19 protein-coding genes, 1 pseudogene and 1 riboswitch are annotated in these 18833 nt (G+C 62.7%); of the genes and pseudogenes, 5 read left to right on the top strand and 15 right to left on the bottom strand.

The genetic code is table 11. The features are described 5' to 3' along the window. From cobC to cobO, 9 genes and pseudogenes are all read right to left on the bottom strand, one after another. Positions 1-576 carry an alpha-ribazole phosphatase family protein gene (cobC, locus tag PMI24_RS00105; protein ID WP_007950410.1) on the bottom strand — a complete coding sequence of 192 codons (576 nt, stop codon included), beginning with the start codon at positions 574-576 and terminating at the stop codon, positions 1-3. Then, positions 573-1628, bottom strand: coding sequence for a nicotinate-nucleotide--dimethylbenzimidazole phosphoribosyltransferase (gene cobT / locus PMI24_RS00100; RefSeq protein ID WP_007950409.1), 1056 nt, complete (start codon positions 1626-1628; stop codon positions 573-575). The genes cobC and cobT overlap by 4 nt, the downstream gene beginning before the upstream one ends. After that, positions 1625-2146, bottom strand: coding sequence for a bifunctional adenosylcobinamide kinase/adenosylcobinamide-phosphate guanylyltransferase (gene cobU / locus PMI24_RS00095; protein WP_007950408.1), 522 nt, complete (start codon positions 2144-2146; stop codon positions 1625-1627). Before cobU ends, cobT begins: the two co-directional genes overlap by 4 nt. Then, a pseudogene (locus PMI24_RS00090) lies at positions 2142-3600 on the bottom strand (cobyric acid synthase); the annotation flags it as partial. The pseudogene PMI24_RS00090 and the gene cobU, both read right to left, overlap by 5 nt. Beyond that, entirely contained in the window at positions 3597-4607 is a 1011-nt protein-coding gene (gene cobD, locus PMI24_RS00085; RefSeq protein ID WP_007950406.1) for a threonine-phosphate decarboxylase CobD, read from the bottom strand. The gene cobD and the pseudogene PMI24_RS00090, both read right to left, overlap by 4 nt. Next, positions 4600-5508, bottom strand: coding sequence for an adenosylcobinamide-phosphate synthase CbiB (gene cbiB, locus PMI24_RS00080; protein ID WP_007950405.1), 909 nt, complete (start codon positions 5506-5508; stop codon positions 4600-4602). Before cbiB ends, cobD begins: the two co-directional genes overlap by 8 nt. Further along, entirely contained in the window at positions 5505-6155 is a 651-nt protein-coding gene (bluB, locus tag PMI24_RS00075) for a 5,6-dimethylbenzimidazole synthase (RefSeq protein ID WP_007950403.1), read from the bottom strand. The genes cbiB and bluB overlap by 4 nt, the downstream gene beginning before the upstream one ends. After that, entirely contained in the window at positions 6152-7447 is a 1296-nt protein-coding gene (locus PMI24_RS00070) for a cobyrinate a,c-diamide synthase (protein WP_007950402.1), read from the bottom strand. Before PMI24_RS00070 ends, bluB begins: the two co-directional genes overlap by 4 nt. Next, positions 7444-8055 carry a cob(I)yrinic acid a,c-diamide adenosyltransferase gene (cobO, locus tag PMI24_RS00065; protein WP_007950401.1) on the bottom strand — a complete coding sequence of 204 codons (612 nt, stop codon included), beginning with the start codon at positions 8053-8055 and terminating at the stop codon, positions 7444-7446. Before cobO ends, PMI24_RS00070 begins: the two co-directional genes overlap by 4 nt. 81 nt (positions 8056-8136) lie before the next feature. Continuing rightward, positions 8137-8362, bottom strand: a riboswitch (cobalamin riboswitch). A 166-nt stretch (positions 8363-8528) separates the two neighbouring features. Here cobO and PMI24_RS00060 point away from each other — a divergent pair. Further along, positions 8529-9113: a hypothetical protein gene (locus PMI24_RS00060; RefSeq protein WP_007950400.1), complete on the top strand. Its 585-nt coding sequence runs from the start codon at positions 8529-8531 to the stop codon at positions 9111-9113. Between the two features lie 65 nt (positions 9114-9178). Continuing rightward, the gene (locus tag PMI24_RS00055) at positions 9179-10492 is read left to right on the top strand and encodes a PQQ-dependent sugar dehydrogenase (protein WP_007950399.1); all 1314 of its coding nucleotides are present in this window, start codon (positions 9179-9181) and stop codon (positions 10490-10492) included. 65 nt (positions 10493-10557) lie between these two features. Here PMI24_RS00055 and PMI24_RS00050 read toward each other — a convergent pair whose 3' ends face one another. The 5 genes from PMI24_RS00050 to PMI24_RS00030 all read right to left on the bottom strand — a co-directional run bounded on the left by PMI24_RS00050 (position 10558) and on the right by PMI24_RS00030 (position 15229). After that, complete coding sequence (locus tag PMI24_RS00050) at positions 10558-11094, bottom strand: C40 family peptidase (protein WP_007950398.1); 537 nt, start codon at positions 11092-11094, stop codon at positions 10558-10560. A 218-nt stretch (positions 11095-11312) separates the two neighbouring features. Continuing rightward, a complete protein-coding gene (locus tag PMI24_RS00045; protein ID WP_007950397.1) occupies positions 11313-11933 on the bottom strand; it encodes a C40 family peptidase in 621 nt (206 codons plus the stop codon). 214 nt (positions 11934-12147) lie between these two features. Next, positions 12148-12852, bottom strand: coding sequence for a DnaA regulatory inactivator Hda (gene hda, locus PMI24_RS00040; protein WP_007950396.1), 705 nt, complete (start codon positions 12850-12852; stop codon positions 12148-12150). Between the two features lie 210 nt (positions 12853-13062). After that, positions 13063-14136: an AI-2E family transporter gene (locus PMI24_RS00035; RefSeq protein ID WP_007950395.1), complete on the bottom strand. Its 1074-nt coding sequence runs from the start codon at positions 14134-14136 to the stop codon at positions 13063-13065. Positions 14137-14170: 34 nt separating this feature from the next. Then, a complete protein-coding gene (locus tag PMI24_RS00030; RefSeq protein ID WP_007950394.1) occupies positions 14171-15229 on the bottom strand; it encodes a DUF2066 domain-containing protein in 1059 nt (352 codons plus the stop codon). A 375-nt stretch (positions 15230-15604) separates the two neighbouring features. On the opposite strand from PMI24_RS00030, the gene purM reads away from it, so the two are divergent. Genes purM through PMI24_RS00015 form a run of 3 tightly spaced genes read left to right on the top strand, consistent with a single transcriptional unit; the run spans position 15605 to position 18035 of the window. Beyond that, positions 15605-16663: a phosphoribosylformylglycinamidine cyclo-ligase gene (purM, locus tag PMI24_RS00025; protein WP_007950393.1), complete on the top strand. Its 1059-nt coding sequence runs from the start codon at positions 15605-15607 to the stop codon at positions 16661-16663. Next, a complete protein-coding gene (gene purN, locus PMI24_RS00020; protein WP_007950392.1) occupies positions 16663-17313 on the top strand; it encodes a phosphoribosylglycinamide formyltransferase in 651 nt (216 codons plus the stop codon). Before purM ends, purN begins: the two co-directional genes overlap by 1 nt. A gap of 8 nt (positions 17314-17321) precedes the next feature. After that, a complete protein-coding gene (locus PMI24_RS00015) occupies positions 17322-18035 on the top strand; it encodes a DUF3108 domain-containing protein (protein WP_007950391.1) in 714 nt (237 codons plus the stop codon). 61 nt (positions 18036-18096) lie between these two features. Here the strand turns inward: PMI24_RS00015 and PMI24_RS00010 are convergent. Continuing rightward, positions 18097-18833, bottom strand: a 737-nt coding sequence (locus tag PMI24_RS00010) for a methyl-accepting chemotaxis protein (protein WP_007950389.1), incomplete at its 5' end; no start/stop codon positions are given.

The following is an 18833-nucleotide window of genomic DNA, read 5'->3' as shown; positions in this document are numbered from 1 at the left end:
TCAGCCCACTTCCTTGAGGGAACCGTCTGCTTCGACGATCAGCGAAAACAGCGCGCCGTGAGCGACTTCGACATCCAGCAACTGCTCACGGGGCAAACCACGGGCCCGCGCCAGCAGCAGACGCATGACGCCACCATGACTGACCAGCAACATCCGCTCACCCGCGTGCGCTGCATGCAGTCGCATGACCGCCGCCAGCACCCGTACCGAAAAATCGCTGACCGGCTCACCCTGCGGCGGAGTAAACCCATACGGATCAGCCCAGAACAGCCCGAGCGCTTCGGCATCAGCCTCCATCAGTGCCGCCGCGCTCTGCCCTTCCCAGGCACCGAAATGCAGCTCCTGCAGATCCTTGTCGAGAGAAACCGACAGCGCCCGTTGCGCGCCCAACTCTTCGGCGAATCGCGCGCAACGCTGCAACGGCGAACTGACCAGCCGGTCCCACGGCCCCTGCCCGCTCACCGCCTCGCGCATCTGCGCCCAGCCCTTTTCGGTCAGCGCATCGTCGAGACTGCCGCGCAGGCCGCCGCCAAGCTCGGTTTCACCATGGCGCAGCAGGTCCAGACGCAAGGTCATGCCGGGCGATCCGCTACCGCGGCTTCGGCGAAGGTCGCCATCTGCCCGTGCAGGTCGCAGGCCAGACGCAACAACGGCACCGCCAGCGCCGCGCCACTGCCCTCGCCCAGACGCAGGCCCAGTTCGAGCAGCGGTTCAGCGCCAAGGGTTTCCAGCACATGGCGATGACCCGGCTCGGCACCGCGATGCCCGAACAGCAGCCACTCTCGGCAAGCCGGATTCAAACGCACCGCCACCAGCGCGGCGACTGTGCAGATGAAACCGTCCACCAACACCGCCACGCCTTCCTGAGCACAAGCCAGATACGCGCCGACCAAAGCCGCAATCTCAAAGCCGCCGAGATTGAACAGGGTCTGCAACGCGTCGCCGCGCTGTGCCGCATGCAGTGCCAGCGCCCGCTTGATCACCTGCGCCTTGTGGCTGACGCCTTCGGCATTCAAACCGGTGCCCGGACCGGTCAGATGCGCCACCGGGCAATCGAGCAGCGCACAGGCCAGCGCACTGGCGGCAGAGGTGTTGCCGATGCCCATTTCGCCGCCGATGAACAATTGCGCACCCGCCGCCTTCGCGCGCAGCACGCTGTCGCGGCCGCCCTGCAAGGCGAGTTCGCCCTGGGCCTGAGTCATCGCCGCGCCCTTGGCGAAATTCGCCGTGCCCGGGCCGATGTTCAGGTGACGCACGCCCGGCAGGTTCAGCGACGGGGTCACCGTGCCCAGATCCACCACTTCCAGCTGCGCGCCGAGTTGCCGCGCCAGCACGCTGATCGCCGCACCGCCGCTGACGAAATTCAGCAGCATCTGCCCGGTGACTTCCTGCGGAAATGCGGAAACCCCTTCGGCGACAACGCCATGGTCGCCGGCAAAAATCGCGATCCAGACCTGATCGAGTGTCGGTTTGACCTGGCCCTGCAATCCCGCCAGTTGCACCGCCACCGATTCAAGCTGCCCGAGCGAGCCGGCGGGTTTGGTCAATTGCTGCTGACGCGCCGCCGCGTTTTCAACGGCGTTCGCGTCCACCGGTTTGCACGAGTTCAGCCACCAGGCTTGGGTCATAACGCAGGTCCTTTCAAAGTCAGGGGCAGGCCGGCAACCGTCAGGACGACTCGCTGACAACGCTCGGCCAGAGCTTGATGCAGCCAACCGGCTTCATCGACGTAGCGGCGAGTCAATTCGCCCAGCGGCACGACACCCATTCCGGTTTCGTTGCTGACAAAAATGATTTCACCCGGCAGCGACGCCAGGCATTCGAGCAGGGCCGCGCGTTCGGCGGCGAGGCGTTCGGCGTCTTCGAGCATCAGCAGATTGGTCAGCCACAGCGTCAGGCAATCCACCAGCAGGCAACGCTCGGGACCGGCGTTTTCGCGCAGCACACGGGCCAGCTCCAGCGGCTCTTCGATCAACGCCCATTCGGCAGGACGACGGGCGCGATGGTGAGCGACACGCTCATTCATTTCGCCGTCCAGCGGCTGGCTGGTGGCGATGTATGTCACTGCCAGTGCGCTGTCAGTGGCGAGCTTTTCCGCCAAGCGACTTTTGCCGGAGCGGGCGCCGCCGAGGATCAACTGGAGCATGGGGAGATTCCACAGAGTTCACGTAACAGCCCGGTATCCAGGTGCTTCTCCACCAGATCCGCCAGCCGCTCGATATCGCGTTCGCGCAGGCCGTGGTAATCCACCTCCTGCACATCGTTCAGACCGGCCCAGCGCAACAGCGCCGCACTGGCCGCCGGCGATTCGAACAACCCGTGCAGGTAAGTGCCGAAAATCTGCCCGTCGAGACTTTGCGCGCCGTCGCAACGGCCGTCGTCCAGATGCACCGCAGCATTTTCCAGCGCCGCTCCCGTGGTCACGCCGGCATGAATTTCATAGCCGCTGACTTCAGCGTCTTCCAGCGCCAGACGCCCGCGCACATTGCGCAACTGTTTCTCGGCTTCGAGCTGCGTTTCGAACGCCAGCAGCCCCAGACCGGCGCTGGAACCCGCCGCGCCTTCAAGGCCCAGCGGATCGTGCACCTGCTCGCCGAGCATTTGCAGACCGCCGCAGATCCCGAGCAATTTGCCGCCGTAACGCAGATGACGGCGGATAGCCGATTCCCAGCCATTGGCGCGCAGATACGCCAGGTCACTGCGCACGCTTTTCGAGCCTGGGAGGATAATCAGATCGGCCGGCGGAATCGCTTGTCCCGGGCCGATGAATTGCAGATCAACTTGCGGATGCAGCCGCAACGGATCGAAATCGGTGTGATTGCTGATGCGCGGCAGCACCGGTACCACCACTTTCAGGACTTGCTCGGCCTTGTCGGTCTGACGCTGATCGATACCGTCCTCGGCCTCCAGATGCAGGTCCATCACGTACGGCAGCACGCCCACCACCGGTTTGCCGGTGCGCTGTTCCAGCCAGTCGAGGCCCGGTTGCAGCAAGGCGATGTCGCCGCGAAAACGGTTGATGATGAAGCCTTTGACTCGTGCCTGTTCGCTCGGCGACAGCAGTTCCAGCGTGCCCACCAGATGAGCAAAGACGCCGCCACGATTGATGTCGGCGATCAGCAACACCGGGCAATCCACCGCTTCAGCGAAGCCCATGTTGGCGATGTCGCCGGCGCGCAGATTGATCTCGGCTGGCGAACCCGCGCCCTCGACCATCACCAGCGGATAGGCGGCGCTCAAGCGCTCGTGGGAAGCGAGCACTGCCTGCATGGCGATGGCTTTGTAGTCGTGATAAGCGACGGCGTTCATGCTGGTGACCGCGCGGCCATGAATGATGACCTGGGCGCCGGTGTCACTGTTGGGTTTGAGCAGCACCGGATTCATGTCGGTGTGCGGCTCGAGAAACGCCGCCTGCGCCTGCACCGCCTGCGCGCGACCGATCTCGCCACCATCGGCAGTCACCGCGCTGTTGAGCGCCATGTTCTGTGGTTTGAACGGCACCACGGCAACGCCCTGACGGGTTGCCCAGCGGCACAGCGCCGTCACCAGCGTACTTTTGCCGGCGTCGGAGGTGGTGCCCTGCACCATTAACGTGGTCATGCTGGTTTGTTTTCCATAGAACGTTGCAGGGCGAATGCTTGCAGGGCTTGCTCAAGGCGCGCCTCGTCGGCGGCATCGGCGGGCAGGCCGAATCGCAGGCTGCTGTTGTGCGCGAACAGGCGCAGGAGAATGCCGCGACGAGCCATGAATTCGTGCAACGCAGCGGCCTGTTCGGTGATCAACCACTGAAACAATGCGCAGCCGCCCTGCGGTTTGAAGCCGTGGCGCTCGAGCAGCGCAGCCAGCCGTTCGCTGGCCTCGTCGCTGCGGATCCGCTGGCGAGTATGGCCTTCGGTGTCGCGCAAACAGGCCTGACCCAGCACCCGGGTCGGCCCGCTGACTGCCCAGGGCCCGACCTGTTCGGCCAGCAACCTAAGCAACTTGCGCTCGGCCAGCACGAAGCCCAGCCGCACACCGGCCAGACCGAAAAACTTGCCGAACGAACGCAGCACGATCAACCCCACCTGATGCGCATGCGGAGCGAGACTCAGCTGCGGCGTGTTGTCCATGAACGCTTCGTCGACCACCAGCCAGCCGCCGCGCTGGGCCAGCCGCGCATGCCAGTCGAGCAAGCGTGCCGGGGTCAGGTTCAGGCCTGTGGGATTGTTCGGATTGACCACCACCAGCACGTCGAGGCTGTCGAGAAAGAAATCGACTTCCTGCTCCAGCACCTCACGCACGATGTAACCACTGCGCCGCCAGGCTTCGGCATGCTCGGCATAACACGGCGACAGCACGCCGACCTTGCCGGCGCGACGCAATCGCGGCAGCAGTTGAATGGCCATCTGCGAACCGGCCACCGGCAGCACCTGGCTGGCGCCGTAATAATCGCAAGCGGCCTGCTCGAGACCGTCATCGTTTTCCGGCAAACGCGCCCACGCCCGCAACGGAATCTCCGGGACCGGAAACGGCCACGGCGCCAGACCCGTGGACAGGTCGAGCCAGTCTTCTTCCGCGATGCCGTATTCGAGCGCTGCCCTGCGCAACCGGCCACCGTGCTCAAGCATAGAATTCAGCCCCCACGCAGAGAATCAGCAGCCATAACCATACCCCGCGCTGGACCAATTGCCAGCCGCGATCAATGGAATCGGCATCCGCCGGTACGCCCTCGCCCAGTTGCGGACGCTCGTGCAGCTCGCCGTGGTAAATCGCCGGGCCACCCAGCTCGACGCCCAAGGCACCTGCGCCGGCAGCCATCACCGGGCCGGCGTTCGGGCTGTCCCATTTCGGCGCCTGAGTGCGCCAGCATTTCAGCGCCAGTCGGGTCTTGCCCAGCAGCGCGTAGGTCAACGCCACCAGCCGCGCAGGAATGTAGTTGAGGACGTCGTCGATTTTTGCCGCCGCCCAGCCGAAACGCTCGAAGCGCTCGTTGCGATAGCCCCACATTGCATCGAGCGTATTGCTCAGGCGATAGAGCACCACGCCCGGCGCACCGGCCACGGCAAACCAGAACAGCGCGGCGAACACCGCATCGCTGCCGTTTTCCAGCACCGACTCGGTGGCGGCGCGGGCGACGGCGGTGCTGTCCAGCTCATCGGTCTGACGGCTGACCAGATAACCCACGCGTTTGCGCGCCTCTTCCAGATCATCGCTGCGCAGTGCCTTGGCCACCGGCTCGACGTGCTCGCCGAGACTGCGCATACCGAGGGCGCAATACAGCGCGAGAATCTCGACGACCCAGCCCACATACGGCGCCCAGGAAAACGCCGTGGCCAGCAGGGTCAGCGGCAATACCGCAATCACCCACGCGGTGACACCATGGCTGCGCCAGCCGCGACCAGCGCTATTGAAACGTTGCTCGATACGCCCGGCGAAATTGCCGAACGCCACCAGCGGATGCCAGCGTTTCGGTTCACCCAGCAGCGCATCCAGCGCAACCGCGGCGACACTCAACAACGCCACACTCATTGACTCACTCCCCAAAAATTTTCATACAGCAGCTCATTGAGCGGCCGCGCCTGCGCCCACCCTTCGAGTACCAGCATCGGCGTCGGATAGAATTCCTTGACCGGCCCCAGGCAAAGCACCGCCAGCGGCTTGGCCCCGGCCGGCAGTTTCAGCAGATCGGCCAGCGCCTGCGGCTCGAACAGCGACACCCAGCCCATGCCCAGGCCTTCGGCACGCGCGGCGAGCCACAGGTTCTGGATCGCACAGGACAACGAAGCCATGTCCATTTCCGGCAGCGTGCGACGGCCGAAAATATGCCGCTCGCGATCGTCCATCAACGCCGCGACCAGCACTTCGGCGCAATCGTTGATGCCTTCGACCTTGAGCTTCATGAACTCGTCGCTGCGCTCGCCGAGGGCTTCGGCAGTGCGCACGCGTTCTTCTTCAACAAGGCTCTGGATCTGGCCACGTAGCGCGCGGTCGCTGATACGGATGAAGCGCCACGGCTGCATCAGGCCAACGCTCGGCGCCTGATGCGCGGCTTCAAGCAATCGGCGTAACAGTTCAGGCTCGACCGCGCCACCGCTGAAGTGGCGCATGTCGCGGCGTTCGGCGATGGCGCGGTAGACCGCTTCGCGCTCGGCGTCAGTGAAGGCGTTGTCGGTCATGGCACCAACAGTGCGGCAATCGCCGACGGATTCGACGGGAAATAGAAGTGAACGTACGAGGCGGTCATCCGCCCTTGCCGGTAAACCGCTTCCGCCCCGCGCCCGCCGTTGGGGCTGTGGCCACGGGCAATCGGCGTCAGTTCGGTGGTGGTCAGGGAATGGTGATAGGTGTGGCCGCGCAACAGGCCTTCCGGCAGGTCGACCTCTTGCAGCGCCAGTGCGGCGAGGCGCTTTTGCATTACGGCGTCGCCACTCAACAGGCCGACCAAATCAGCGCGTGTGCCTTCGACATCGGTCAGCGAGTCGAGCAGGTACAGCATGCCGCCGCATTCGGCGAGCAGCGGTTTGCCGGCCGCATGATGCGCGCGGATCGCTTTGAGCATGTCGGCGTTCTGCGACAAGGCAACGTGGTGCAACTCCGGATAACCGCCGGGCAGGTACAGACTGTCGGCGTCGGGCAATTGCGTATCGCGGATCGGCGAGAAGAAACTCAACTCGGCGCCCATCGCCCGCAGCAGATCGAGACTGGCGCCGTAGGTGAAAGCAAAGGCTTCGTCGCGGGCGACGGCAATTCGTACGCCTTCGAGTAGTTTTTCGGTGTTGACGATTTCAGGCGCGGCGAATTCGACGGCCGGTGGCAGCGCTACCTCGCAGGTGCCGGCCAGCGCTTCGGCGGCGGCGTCGAGGCGCACGTCGAGGTCATTGAGTTCGCTGGCCTGCACCAGGCCGAGATGGCGGCTCGGCAGTTCGATCCCGGTTTCCCGGGACAATGCGCCGTACCAGCGCAGGCCTTCGGTGAGGCTGCCTTCCAGCAACTGCGCATGGCGCACGGTGCCGACGCGGTTGGCCAGCACGCCGGCGAACGGCAGGTCCGGCTGATAGCGCGCCAGGCCTAGCGCCAGTGCGCCGAAGGTCTGAGCCATGGCCGTGCCGTCGATCACACCCAGCACCGGCACGCCGAAATGCCGGGCCAGATCGGCGCTCGACGGCGTGCCATCGAACAACCCCATCACGCCTTCGATCAGGATCAGATCGGCTTCAGCGGCGGCTTCCCACAACAGACGTCGACTTTCCTGCTCGCCGACCATCCACATGTCCAATTGATAGACCGGCGCACCGCTGGCGCGCTCGAGGATCATCGGGTCAAGAAAGTCCGGGCCGCATTTGAACACGCGGACCTTGCGCCCCTGATTGCGATGCAAACGAGCCAGTGCGGCGGTGACGGTGGTCTTGCCCTGACCGGAAGCCGGCGCGGCGATCAGTACCGCCGGGCAGTGACGTGGTTGATTCAAAGTTCGACGCCTTTCTGCGCTTTGATGCCGGCCTGGAAGGCGTGCTTGATCATGCCCATTTCGGTGACGGTGTCGCCCATCTCGATCATTTCCGGCTTGGCAGCGCGGCCGGTGACGATCACGTGCTGCATCGGCGGACGCGCCTGCAGATCGCTGAGCACCTGATCGAGATCGAGGTAACCGTGCTTAAGGGCGATGTTCAGTTCATCGAGCACCACCAGACCGATCGATGGATCGCGCAGCAGTTCGCGGGAGACTTCCCAGGCCGCTTCGGCGGCGGCGATGTCGCGCTGACGGTCCTGGGTTTCCCAGGTGAAGCCCTCGCCCATCACATGAAAACGCACTTGTTCGGGGAAGCGGCGGAAGAACAGCTCTTCGCCGGTGCTGTTGCGGCCCTTGATGAACTGCACCACGCCGCACTGCATGCCGTGGCCCATGGCGCGAGCGAGCATGCCGAAGGCCGAGCTGCTTTTGCCTTTGCCGTTGCCGGTCAGCACCAGCACCAGGCCGCATTCGTCTGGCGAATTGGCGATGCGCTCGTCGATCACGGCTTTTTTGCGCTGCATGCGCGCCAGGTGGCGCTCGTCGCGTTCGGGGGAATCAGTCATGGGGGAGCTCTCCGTTGAGGCTGGATAACGGCGGGCAGGCACAAGAATAGACGGCAACAAGCCTGGCATCGCCCACCGTGATGCCGCTGGATGGATCAGGCCGGTCTCCGGGCTCATGAGCGGCTTGCGCCTGGCTGCGCGCCTTCCCGCTTTTACGCAGTGGCATCAGACGCAGCTTTTACTCATTTACCGTTGCGGGGGCAGCGCCGGGATCGTGAGGGTTCATCGCTTGAAGACCCGCCTCACCGGCTTCCCTGTTTCACTCTGTCGACATGCGCCACAGAGCACCTGAAACAAGCCGCGAAGGTTAGAGGGTTGGGGGTGGAGCGTCAATTGAAGAGGGGCTTGTGCGGCGAATAACTGCCGCCGATCAATTAACTGACGCCAATCTTGTGCCACACTGTCATGAGTGATATCAAAGAGCCATGCTTTTTGACTGCAGAGAGCACATCACAATAACAAGGGAGAGCACCATGCAAGGCATGATCATCAGCAATCCGCGGCTGGAATTCCTGCGCCCGGTGCTGGAACGCTGGTTTGACTGTATCGACCGCTACAACGCCGTGCGCGGCGACAATGACACGCCCTACTGGCACGACGAAAAAGCCAACCTCGGCCTGCTGTCGGCCGCTGCCTGGATGGCCGAACTGGTCACCCTGCGTGACACCGCCACCCGCAAGCAAAACGAAGAAGGCGAGCGCAATGCCCGCGCCGACCTGTTCCTGGCTGGCGCTGAAGATCGCGCCTTCATTCAGGCCACCCAACGCTGGCCGCGCGTCACCAGCCTGAATCTGACGCAGGCCTTGGCGGATATCACCAGCGACGCCAAGCGCATCAGCTACGCCAGCGACCTGAAACTCGGCTGCCTGTTCGTCGCCCCGCAAAAAGCCCAGCACAGCGCCAGCCCGGAAGAGCTGCAGGACATGGTCGACGACCTGCAAAAGGAACACACCTGCGCCGTCGCCTGGTATTTTCCCTACGCCTATCGCAAATTGCGCAGCGAAGCCGGCAACTATCACCCCGGCATTGCCGTGCTGTTCAAGGAAGCCCGCGGCTGAGGGTTGAACCATCGGGCTTGTGCGCTTCTCTATGATTAAGAATGCATTCATAGGGAAGATCAGCAATGCGCAAGCCCCAGCTCGTTTTCGTCATCGTGCTCGCCGGAGGGCTCGCCGCCTGTGGTGAATCCTCCAGCCTGCAAGTCTCCGACGGCACCGGCCCGTCACCCCGATTGCCCGAACCGAACAAGACCCTGATCCCGACGGTGAACATCGCCCCGGCCATCGCCTGGCCAGCCGGCGCGAAACCGACGGCAGCGGCAGGCACCCAGGTGGCAGCCTTTGCCGAGAATCTCGATCACCCGCGCTGGCTGTATGTGCTGCCCAATGGCGACGTGCTGGTGGCGGAAACCAACGCTCCGCCCAAACCCGACGACAGCAAAGGCATTCGCGGTTGGGTGATGAAGAAAGTCATGGGCCGCGCGGGGGCCGGCGTTCCCAGCCCGAACCGCATCACCCTGCTGCGCGATGCCGATCACGATGGCGTGGCCGAGACCCGCACGGTGTTCCTGCAGAACCTCAACTCGCCGTTCGGCATGACCCTGGTCGGCAACGATCTGTACGTGGCCGATACCGATCGCCTGCTGCGCTTTAACTACGAACCCGGCGCGACCGAAATCAAGAGCCAGCCGATCAAGGTCGTGGACTTGCCGGGCGGCACGCTCAACCATCACTGGACCAAGAACGTCATCGCCAGCAAGGACGGCAGCAAGCTGTACGTCACCGTCGGCTCGAACAGCAACGTCGGCGAAAATGGCCTCGATCAGGAAGAAGGTCGCGCGGCGATCTGGGAAGTGGATCGCGCCACAGGCAACCACCGGATCTTCGCTTCGGGCATCCGCAACCCCAACGGCCTGGCCTGGGAGCCGCAAAGCGGTGCGCTGTGGACTGCCGTCAACGAGCGCGACGAAATCGGCAGCGATCTGGTGCCGGATTACATCACCTCGGTCAAGGACGGGGGTTTCTATGGCTGGCCGTTCAGCTACTACGGCCAGCACATCGACGTGCGCGTGGAACCACAGCGGCCGGACATGGTGGCCAAGGCCATCGCTCCCGACTACGCCGTCGGCCCGCACACCGCGTCACTGGGCCTGACCTTCGCTGAAGGCAATCGCCTGCCGGCGCAGTTCAAGGAGGGCGCGTTCATCGGCCAGCACGGCTCGTGGAACCGCAAGCCGCATAGCGGTTACAAGGTGATCTTTGTGCCGTTTGCCGCTGGCAAGCCGAGCGGAACGCCAGTGGATGTGCTGACCGGATTCCTCGACAAGGACGAGAACGCTTTGGGTCGCCCGGTCGGCGTGGTGATCGACCAGCAAGGTGGATTGCTGGTGGCGGATGACGTGGGTAACAAAGTGTGGCGAGTATCAGCGACCCGCTAATGTATTGCAGGCATTAAAAAACCCGTGGGAGCCCTTCAGCTCCCACGGGTTTTTATGCATCTGGACTAAGGGTTATGCGCCAGATGCTCAGGCTGCAGAACGCGCTTGGCGCTCAGATAGGCTTTCTGCCAATACGCCTTCGACAGGCTGTCCAGCTTCACCGTACCGCCGGTGGCCGGCGCATGAACGAAGCGCCCTTCCCCGACGTAGATCCCCGCATGGCTGACCTGCGAGCCGCCATTGGTGGCGAAGAAGATCAGGTCGCCGGTTTGCAGCCCTTCCTTGCCTACGTTCGGCGCCTGCATGACGATCATCTCGCGGGTCGAACGCGGCAGGCTGATGCCGGCGGCATCGCGGTAGACAAACCCGATCAGGCCGCTGCAATCGAAGCCCGAATCCGGCGTATTGCCGCCCCAGCGATAAGGCGTGCCCACCAGCCCGAGCGCGCGGAACAGCACGTCTTCGGCAGCGGGTGAAAAGGCCTGGGAGGATCCGAACACGATCGGAGCGCGAACCACCGGCGCAGGAGGCGGAGTGCGACTGGCGCAGCCACTGAGCAGCGCTGCGAAGAACATCAAGGCAAAGCGGGCCGACATCGTCATATGCAGAACATCCTGATCTGGCTGAGGCTTTGACTGCCGATTCGACAGAAAACAAAACCGCCTGCGTTGGGACGCAGGCGGTTTGCCATCAATATAGATCAGGATTCTAGCGGCTACGCGGCAAACTTCAAGTAAGACTTTAACTTCACCTTGTAAAGTTTAAGTCTATTGCCCCTGAAGGACCGCTTGTCGCCACGAGCGTGGCGACAAAAGCGTGATTACTTGCGAGCGGTAACCACGGTTGGAGCGTTCGCCAAAGCGCGTTTGGCTTCGATGAAAGTCTTGCTCCAGTAGCTGTCGCCCAGGCTGTCGATGCGAACACCGCCGCTGCGACGAGAGCTGGAATGGATGAACTGGTTGTCGCCCAAGTAGATCCCGGCGTGGCTTACACGACCGCGACGACCATTGGTGGCGAAGAACAGCAGGTCGCCCGGCTCGAGGTTGCTGCGCGAAACCAGCGGCGCATCAACGTTGATCATTTCGCGGGTGGAACGCGGCAGGTTCATGCCGGCTTCTTCGCGGAACAGGTAGCCGATGAAACCGCTGCAATCGAAACCGGCTTCAGAGGTACCGCCGAAACGGTAACGGGTACCGATCAGGGACATGCCGCGTTCGAGGATGCTGTCGGCCAGAACCGGAAGCTGGTAAGGCTTCTTGCCGTTGAAGTCGGCGAGTTCTTTTTCGGTGTCCAGCTCTTCCTGGTAAATAACGGAAGACTGGGCGGTGGCAGAATTTTTAGCCTGTTGTTGCTGCTCTTGATTAACAGGTGAATGAGCAGCGCAACCGAACAACAGGGTGACGAGTGCGAGAGGCACGAGGGGTGCGAAGCGCTTTAGCATGGGCACGACCGTGGCTGATAGTTGTAAAGAAGCCGAGACTATGCCCGCTATCAGCCTCATTTGCAAATTCAATCGATCTTTTTGTGACTTCTCGGTTTCTCGTTAACATCTAAGCGCTTAAGCCTATTTGAATCGAGACGCAGCCTGTGCAACCCACAGGAAAGCGGTTTTTCTGGCGCCTGAAATATGCCGAAACCGGCTGAAAGCCCCGGTTTTACCAGCCCAGGGTTTCTTTCAGGAAGGGAATGGTCAGCTTGCGCTGAGCTTGCAACGAGGCCTGATCAAGCTGCTCCAGCAGATCGAAAAGCGCGCTCATGCTGCGGGTACCGCGAGTCAAAATAAAATGCCCGACTTCATCGGTCAGGTGCAGACCGCGACGGGATGCGCGCAATTGCAGGGCACGCAATTTGTCTTCATCGGAGAGAGGACGCATCTGGAAGATCAGCGCCAGGGTCAGGCGCGATTTCAGGTCGGCGAGTTTGATCGGCAGTTCACGCGGCGAAGTGGACGCCGCAATCAGCAGACGCCGGCCGCTGTCACGCAGACGGTTGAACAGATGAAACATCGCTTCTTCCCAGTCCGCCTTGCCGGCAATCACCTGCAAGTCGTCCAGACAGACCAGTTCGTACTGTTCGAGGTTGTCGAGGATTTCGATGCCGCGATCCATCAACTCGGCCAGCGGCAGGTACACCGCCGGTTCCCCCATCTGTTCGAAGCGCAGGCACGCGGCCTGCAACAGATGCGTACGCCCTACCCCGTGCTTGCCCCACAGATAGATCAGGCTTTCGGTCCAGCCGGCGTCGGCTTCGCATAGACGCTCGACATAGCCGAGTGCAGCGGCATTGGCGCCTGGGTAGTAGTTGATGAAGGTGGCGTCGTCACGCAGACGCACACCTAGGGGCAGCTGAATCGGTTTCATGCTGACTGAACAGTTCCCAAGGAACCGTTAGTGGCCTCTGTGTAAAGTGAGCGAAGTTTATACCCGTGAAGCGGAGCGCACAATGCGACAGACCCCAAGCAAAATCAAAGGTTTGCGTTAACGTGCTGGTTTTATGACAGTTTCTTTGGCGCCACGGCCTGCATGAGACGGGCCAACCCGGCAATCCACCGGGCAGCCCGCGCGTCACGATTACAACTCCGGCTCATCCACCCCGCTGTAGATGTCGGAATCCTTGTACAGATCATGGACGTGTCGCACCAGCACCATGATCACCGCCGCCACCGGCAACGCCAGCAGCACACCGGTGAAGCCGAACAGCTCACCACCGGCCAGAATCGCGAAGATCACCGCCACCGGGTGCAGACCGATCCGGTCCCCCACCAGCAACGGCGTCAGCACCATGCCTTCCAGGGCCTGGCCGACCATGAACACCGCGACGATCCCGATCATCGGATACAAATCGCCACCGAACTGGAACAACCCGGCAATCAACGCCGCACCGATGCCGATCACGAACCCCATGTACGGCACAATCGCCGCCAGCCCTGCGATCAGACCGATCAACAGGCCCAGCTCCAGCCCGACAATCATCAGGCCGGCCGCATAAATCACGCCCAAGGCCAGCATCACCAGCAACTGCCCGCGCACGAACGCGCCCAGCACTTCATGGCACTCACCTGCCAGCGCCACCACGCGCTCTTCGCGATCACGGGGCAACAGGCCACGGATCTTGGCCATCATCACGTCCCAGTCGCGCAGCAGGTAAAAGCTCACCACCGGGATCAGCACCAGATTCGCCAGCCAGCCGATCAGCGCCAGGCTCGAGGCCGTCGCCTGACTCAGCACCACACCGACGATGTCGGTGGTCTGGCCCATATGCTCGCTGATGGCAGCTTTGACCTTGTCGAACTTCCAGAAGCCATCCGACAGCCCCAGCTTCGATTGCGCCCATGGCACGGCGGTGTGCTGCAACCAGTCGAGCATTTGCGGCGCCAGTTCATACAGCCGCAGCAATTGCTTGGCGAGCATCGGCACCAGCACCAGCAACAACGCGGTGACGATCAGGGTGAACAAGGCGAACACCGTAATCACACCCCAGGTGCGGGACAGCCCCAGGCGCTCCAGACGATCAACAAGCGGATCGAACAGATACGCGAGCAGCAGCGCCACCAGAAACGGCGTGAGGATCGGATGCAGCAACCAGACAAACGCGCAAAGCAGGAGCACCCCACCGAGCCAGAACCAACGCCGCGTATCGGCCATGTAACACTCCATTGCTTATATATAAGAAAGAAAACTACCAGCGGAACCGCAAGGACGGCGCCACCGGTGTCGGCGTCGGCGCAGCAACTGGCGGCGCCCCGGCGACCGCAGGCTGAGGCGCAGCGACCGGCGTCGGCGCCTCGGCCGGCAGTTCCTGCAGCTTCGCCAGCGACAATTGCGCCCGCAACTGATCAGCGCTGCCGTTGACCCGATACAGGATGCGATCGGCATCGACACTCTGCAGACGCACGCCAAATGGTTCGAGTAACCGCAGCAGCGCCGCGTAGTGCTCCAGATTCATGCCCTGCACTTCCAGGGTCTGCTGGCCGGACGCGCCCGGCTTGGCAACAAAGCGTGGCGCCAGACGTTCAGTCACCGCCAGCATCACCGCATCGGCCACGGCGGCCTGATCCGCGCCCTGCACGTTGCCCACCTCTTTTTTATCGCCCAGCCACAATTGCCATTTGGCCTGCCATTGTCCGCCGTCTTCGCGGGCATGTACGGCGAGCAAGGCGTCAGCGTTGTAGCGCTCGGAAGCGTTGCGCAACGGCGCCGGGTCGGCTCCTTCAAGCGCCGGCGCCGTGGCAACCAATTGCTCGCTCAAGTCCGCCAATGGCAGGCGCAACGGCAACCCACGGTGCTGGGCCGCACGGCGCAACGGCGCGGCACTGGCCTGACCGTCGCCCACCAGACTCGAGCCTTCAGTTGAATCGTTCAGCCACCAACTCAGGATCGAGGGCCGGTTGGCACCCCACAGCGCCAGCCCGGCGCGGCGCAACGCCTGCTCGGTGGTTCCCGGATCGAAATCGACTTTCAGCACTTCCGGCGGCCCCGCATCGAAACCGAACTGACTGATGATCTGCTGCGGGTCCTTGCGAACCGGCGCCAGCCCCGGGTTCTGCGGGGCCTTCGGGTCACCAGTCAGGCGCAGCACCAGCGTATCCAGCGCAGCCTGGGTCGCGCGATCGCGCTCCTCTGGCGACTGGCCAGTGACCGGTTCACGCACCTGATAAAGTCCTTTGAGATTTTCGGCCTGGCTCGCCAGGCTGATCAGAGACAAGCCACCCACTAACAGCCATTTACAAAAACGCATGGAGAATTCCCGTCGACAAGAGCGGCTGGAACAGGCCGCGTGTACCGTTGCTGCAAGCCTGTGACCACAGGCCGTCGCAAAACATTCACACGCGGTCGGTAAGTTTTTGCACAGTCCTAACGATAGACGGTTCCTTATACAGGCACCCGTGATGTCATCCACAGCGTCAATTGCAAAATTTTTCCATCGATATGCCCCTGCCCGTCGGCGTGAGGATGGCCGCTGCCCCTCAAGCCTGATAAAATCGCGCGCCTTCGCAGACCGGCAACAGCCGGGCACCCCGAACTTCGCGTGAGGCAATCGCCCCTGTCGGATTCGGCGTTCCCGCTGAACTCGGTCGTTACCCCTGAATCCCCTCCCCTAAAGGCCTGGATCATGAGCAAGCAACCCTCCCTGAGCTACAAGGACGCCGGTGTAGACATCGACGCCGGTGAAGCATTGGTCGAACGCATCAAGAGCGTCGCCAAGCGCACTGCGCGCCCGGAAGTCATGGGCGGCCTGGGCGGTTTCGGCGCCCTCTGCGAAATCCCGGCCGGCTACAAGCAGCCAGTACTGGTTTCCGGTACTGACGGCGTCGGCACCAAGCTGCGCCTGGCGCTGAACCTGAACAAGCACGACAGCATCGGCCAGGACCTGGTCGCCATGTGCGTCAACGATCTGGTGGTGTGTGGCGCAGAGCCGCTGTTCTTCCTCGACTACTACGCCACCGGCAAACTGAACGTCGACGTAGCGGCCACCGTGGTTACCGGTATCGGTGCAGGCTGCGAACTGGCTGGCTGCTCGCTGGTCGGCGGCGAAACCGCTGAAATGCCTGGCATGTACGAAGGCGAAGACTACGACCTGGCCGGCTTCTGCGTCGGCGTCGTGGAAAAAGCCGAAATCATCGACGGCTCGAAAGTCGCCACCGGTGACGCCCTGATCGCCCTGCCATCGTCCGGCCCGCACTCCAACGGCTACTCGCTGATCCGCAAGATCATCGAAGTGTCCGGTGCCGACATCGAAACCGTTCAGCTCGACGGCAAACCGCTGACCGAACTGCTGATGGCCCCGACCCGCATCTACGTGAAGCCGCTGCTCAAGCTGATCAAGGACACCGGCGCCGTCAAGGCCATGGCCCACATCACCGGTGGCGGCCTGCTGGACAACATCCCGCGCGTTCTGCCAAAAGGCGCTCAAGCCGTGGTTGACGTGGCCAGCTGGAACCGCCCGGCCGTCTTCGACTGGCTGCAAGAGAAAGGCAACGTCGACGAAACCGAAATGCACCGCGTGTTGAACTGCGGCGTGGGCATGGTGATCTGCGTGGCTCAGGAGCACGTTGAAGTTGCCCTGAACACCCTGCGTGACGCCGGCGAGCAGCCTTGGGTCATCGGTCAGATCGCTGTCGCTGCCGAAGGCGCGGCTCAGGTCGAACTGAAGAACCTCAAGGCTCACTGATGCCAAACACCTGTGATGTCGTGGTGCTGTTGTCCGGCACCGGCAGTAACTTGCAGGCCCTGATCGACAGCACGCGGACCGGCGACAGCCCGGTCCGCATCGCTGCGGTGATTTCCAACCGCGCCGACGCCTACGGCCTGCAACGCGCCAGTGACGCGGGTATCGCCACCCGCTCGCTGGATCACAAGGGATTCGAGGGCCGCGAGGCCTTCGATACCGCTCTGATCGAACTGATCGACGAATTCAACCCCAAACTCGTGGTACTGGCCGGCTTCATGCGCATTCTCAGCGCTGACTTCGTCCGTCACTACCAGGGTCGCCTGCTCAACATCCACCCGTCGCTGCTACCCAAATACAAAGGGTTACACACTCATCAGCGCGCGCTGGAAGCCGGCGACGCCGAACACGGCTGCTCCGTGCACTTCGTCACCGAGGAACTCGATGGCGGACCACTGGTCGTACAGGCAGTAATACCGGTAGAGTTGCACGATTCGCCGCAAAGTCTGGCGCAACGGGTTCACGTTCAGGAACACCTGATCTACCCGATGGCCGTACGCTGGTTCGCCGAAGGACGGCTGAGCCTCGGCGAGCAAGGTGCTTTACTGGATGGCCAGCTACTCGGGGCCAGCGGTCACTTGATTCGAAACTAGGAGATTTTATGCGTCGCGCCCTGCTCTTCGCTTGCGCTCTGCTCGCCCTGCCTTTTGCCCAGGCGGCAGACCTTCAACCGTTCTCCGCCAGCTACACCGCCGACTGGAAGCAGCTGCCCATGAGCGGCACTGCCGAACGCAGCCTGACCAAACAGGCCAACGGCGTCTGGAAGCTCAGCTTCAAGGCTTCGATGATGATTGCCAGCCTGTCCGAGGAAAGCACCCTGACCCTGGACAAGGACACCCTGCTGCCACAGTCCTACCACTTCGAACGCGGTGGTCTGGGCAAGGCGAAAAAGGCTGACCTGGACTTCGACTGGGCCAACAAACTGGTGACCGGCACCGACCGCGGCGACGCGGTGAAAATCCCGCTTAACCGCGGCATGGTCGACAAATCCACCTATCAACTGGCGCTGCAGCATGACGTGGCCGCCGGCAAGAAAAGCATGAGCTATCAGGTGGTCGATGATGGCGAAGTCGATACCTACGACTTCCGCGTGCTGGGTTCGGAAAAAGTCGAAACCAAGGCCGGCCAGATCGATGCGATCAAGGTCGAGCGCGTCCGCGATCCGACACAAAGCAAGCGCATCACCGTCCTGTGGTTCGCCAAGGACTGGGATTACCTGCTGGTTCGCCTGCAACAGGTCGAAACCGACGGCAAGGAGTACAACATCATGCTCCTCGACGGCACGGTCAACGGCAAGACGGTCAAAGGCAGCTGATCCGACGCAAAATCAAAAAGCCCCGCAAACGCGGGGCTTTTTTTCGCCTGTCGAACGCTGATCAGACCGAGAACTTGGCGACCATGCTGTTCAGGTCCACCGCCAGCCGCGACAGCTCCTGACTCGCGGCACTGGTTTGATTGGCCCCGGCAGACGTCTGCATCGCCAGGTCACGGATGTTCATCAGGTTGCGATCAACTTCCCGCGCCACGGCCGCCTGCTCTTCCGACGCACTGGCAATCACCAGATTGCGTTCGTTGATCAAGGTGAATGCCGAAGCAATTTCCTCCAGCGCCACCCCAGCCGCCTTCGCCAGCTCAAGGGTCGAGCGCGCCCGGACGTTGCTCTGCTGCATCGAGCTGACCGCCGAATCGGTGCCCTGCTGGATGCCGCCGATCATCTGCTCGATCTCCTGCGTCGACTGCTGAGTGCGATGGGCCAGCGCCCGCACTTCGTCCGCCACCACCGCAAAACCCCGCCCGGCATCCCCCGCCCGCGCGGCCTCGATCGCCGCGTTCAACGCCAGCAGATTGGTCTGCTCGGCAATCGAGCGGATCACGTCCAGCACTTTGCTGATGCTGTAGACCTTCTGCGCCAGATCCTCTACCTGCGTGGCATTGGCGGTGACATCGTCCGCCAGCAACTCGATGGACGAAACGGTCTGCTGAACCTGCTCGCGACCATGCTGGGCAATGCGATCAGACTCCCGGGAAGCTTCGGAAGTCGCGACGGCATTGCTCGCCACCTCTTCCACGGCGGCGGTCATCTGATTGACCGCCGTAGCGGCTTTTTTTTTTT

It is taken from the genome of Pseudomonas sp. GM25 (assembly GCF_000282255.1).
GTDB lineage: Bacteria > Pseudomonadota > Gammaproteobacteria > Pseudomonadales > Pseudomonadaceae > Aquipseudomonas > Aquipseudomonas aphyarum.
This window is presented reverse-complemented; position numbering and strand designations above follow the sequence as displayed.

Excerpts from the sequence above, each read along its gene's own strand:
- PMI24_RS00060 (WP_007950400.1), top strand. The coding sequence starts at position 8,529 with ATGCAAGGCATGATCATCAGCAATCCGCGGCTGGAATTCCTGCGCCCG.
- PMI24_RS00050 (WP_007950398.1), bottom strand. The coding sequence starts at position 11,094 with ATGACGATGTCGGCCCGCTTTGCCTTGATGTTCTTCGCAGCGCTGCTC.
- hda (WP_007950396.1), bottom strand. The coding sequence starts at position 12,852 with ATGAAACCGATTCAGCTGCCCCTAGGTGTGCGTCTGCGTGACGACGCC.
- cobT (WP_007950409.1), bottom strand. The coding sequence starts at position 1,628 with ATGACCCAAGCCTGGTGGCTGAACTCGTGCAAACCGGTGGACGCGAAC.
- cobO (WP_007950401.1), bottom strand. The coding sequence starts at position 8,055 with ATGACTGATTCCCCCGAACGCGACGAGCGCCACCTGGCGCGCATGCAG.
- PMI24_RS00030 (WP_007950394.1), bottom strand. The coding sequence starts at position 15,229 with ATGCGTTTTTGTAAATGGCTGTTAGTGGGTGGCTTGTCTCTGATCAGC.
- PMI24_RS00045 (WP_007950397.1), bottom strand. The coding sequence starts at position 11,933 with ATGCTAAAGCGCTTCGCACCCCTCGTGCCTCTCGCACTCGTCACCCTG.
- cbiB (WP_007950405.1), bottom strand. The coding sequence starts at position 5,508 with ATGAGTGTGGCGTTGTTGAGTGTCGCCGCGGTTGCGCTGGATGCGCTG.
- purM (WP_007950393.1), top strand. The coding sequence starts at position 15,605 with ATGAGCAAGCAACCCTCCCTGAGCTACAAGGACGCCGGTGTAGACATC.
- bluB (WP_007950403.1), bottom strand. The coding sequence starts at position 6,155 with ATGACCGACAACGCCTTCACTGACGCCGAGCGCGAAGCGGTCTACCGC.
- cobU (WP_007950408.1), bottom strand. The coding sequence starts at position 2,146 with ATGCTCCAGTTGATCCTCGGCGGCGCCCGCTCCGGCAAAAGTCGCTTG.
- PMI24_RS00055 (WP_007950399.1), top strand. The coding sequence starts at position 9,179 with ATGCGCAAGCCCCAGCTCGTTTTCGTCATCGTGCTCGCCGGAGGGCTC.
- cobC (WP_007950410.1), bottom strand. The coding sequence starts at position 576 with ATGACCTTGCGTCTGGACCTGCTGCGCCATGGTGAAACCGAGCTTGGC.
- cobD (WP_007950406.1), bottom strand. The coding sequence starts at position 4,607 with ATGCTTGAGCACGGTGGCCGGTTGCGCAGGGCAGCGCTCGAATACGGC.
- purN (WP_007950392.1), top strand. The coding sequence starts at position 16,663 with ATGCCAAACACCTGTGATGTCGTGGTGCTGTTGTCCGGCACCGGCAGT.
- PMI24_RS00035 (WP_007950395.1), bottom strand. The coding sequence starts at position 14,136 with ATGGCCGATACGCGGCGTTGGTTCTGGCTCGGTGGGGTGCTCCTGCTT.
- PMI24_RS00015 (WP_007950391.1), top strand. The coding sequence starts at position 17,322 with ATGCGTCGCGCCCTGCTCTTCGCTTGCGCTCTGCTCGCCCTGCCTTTT.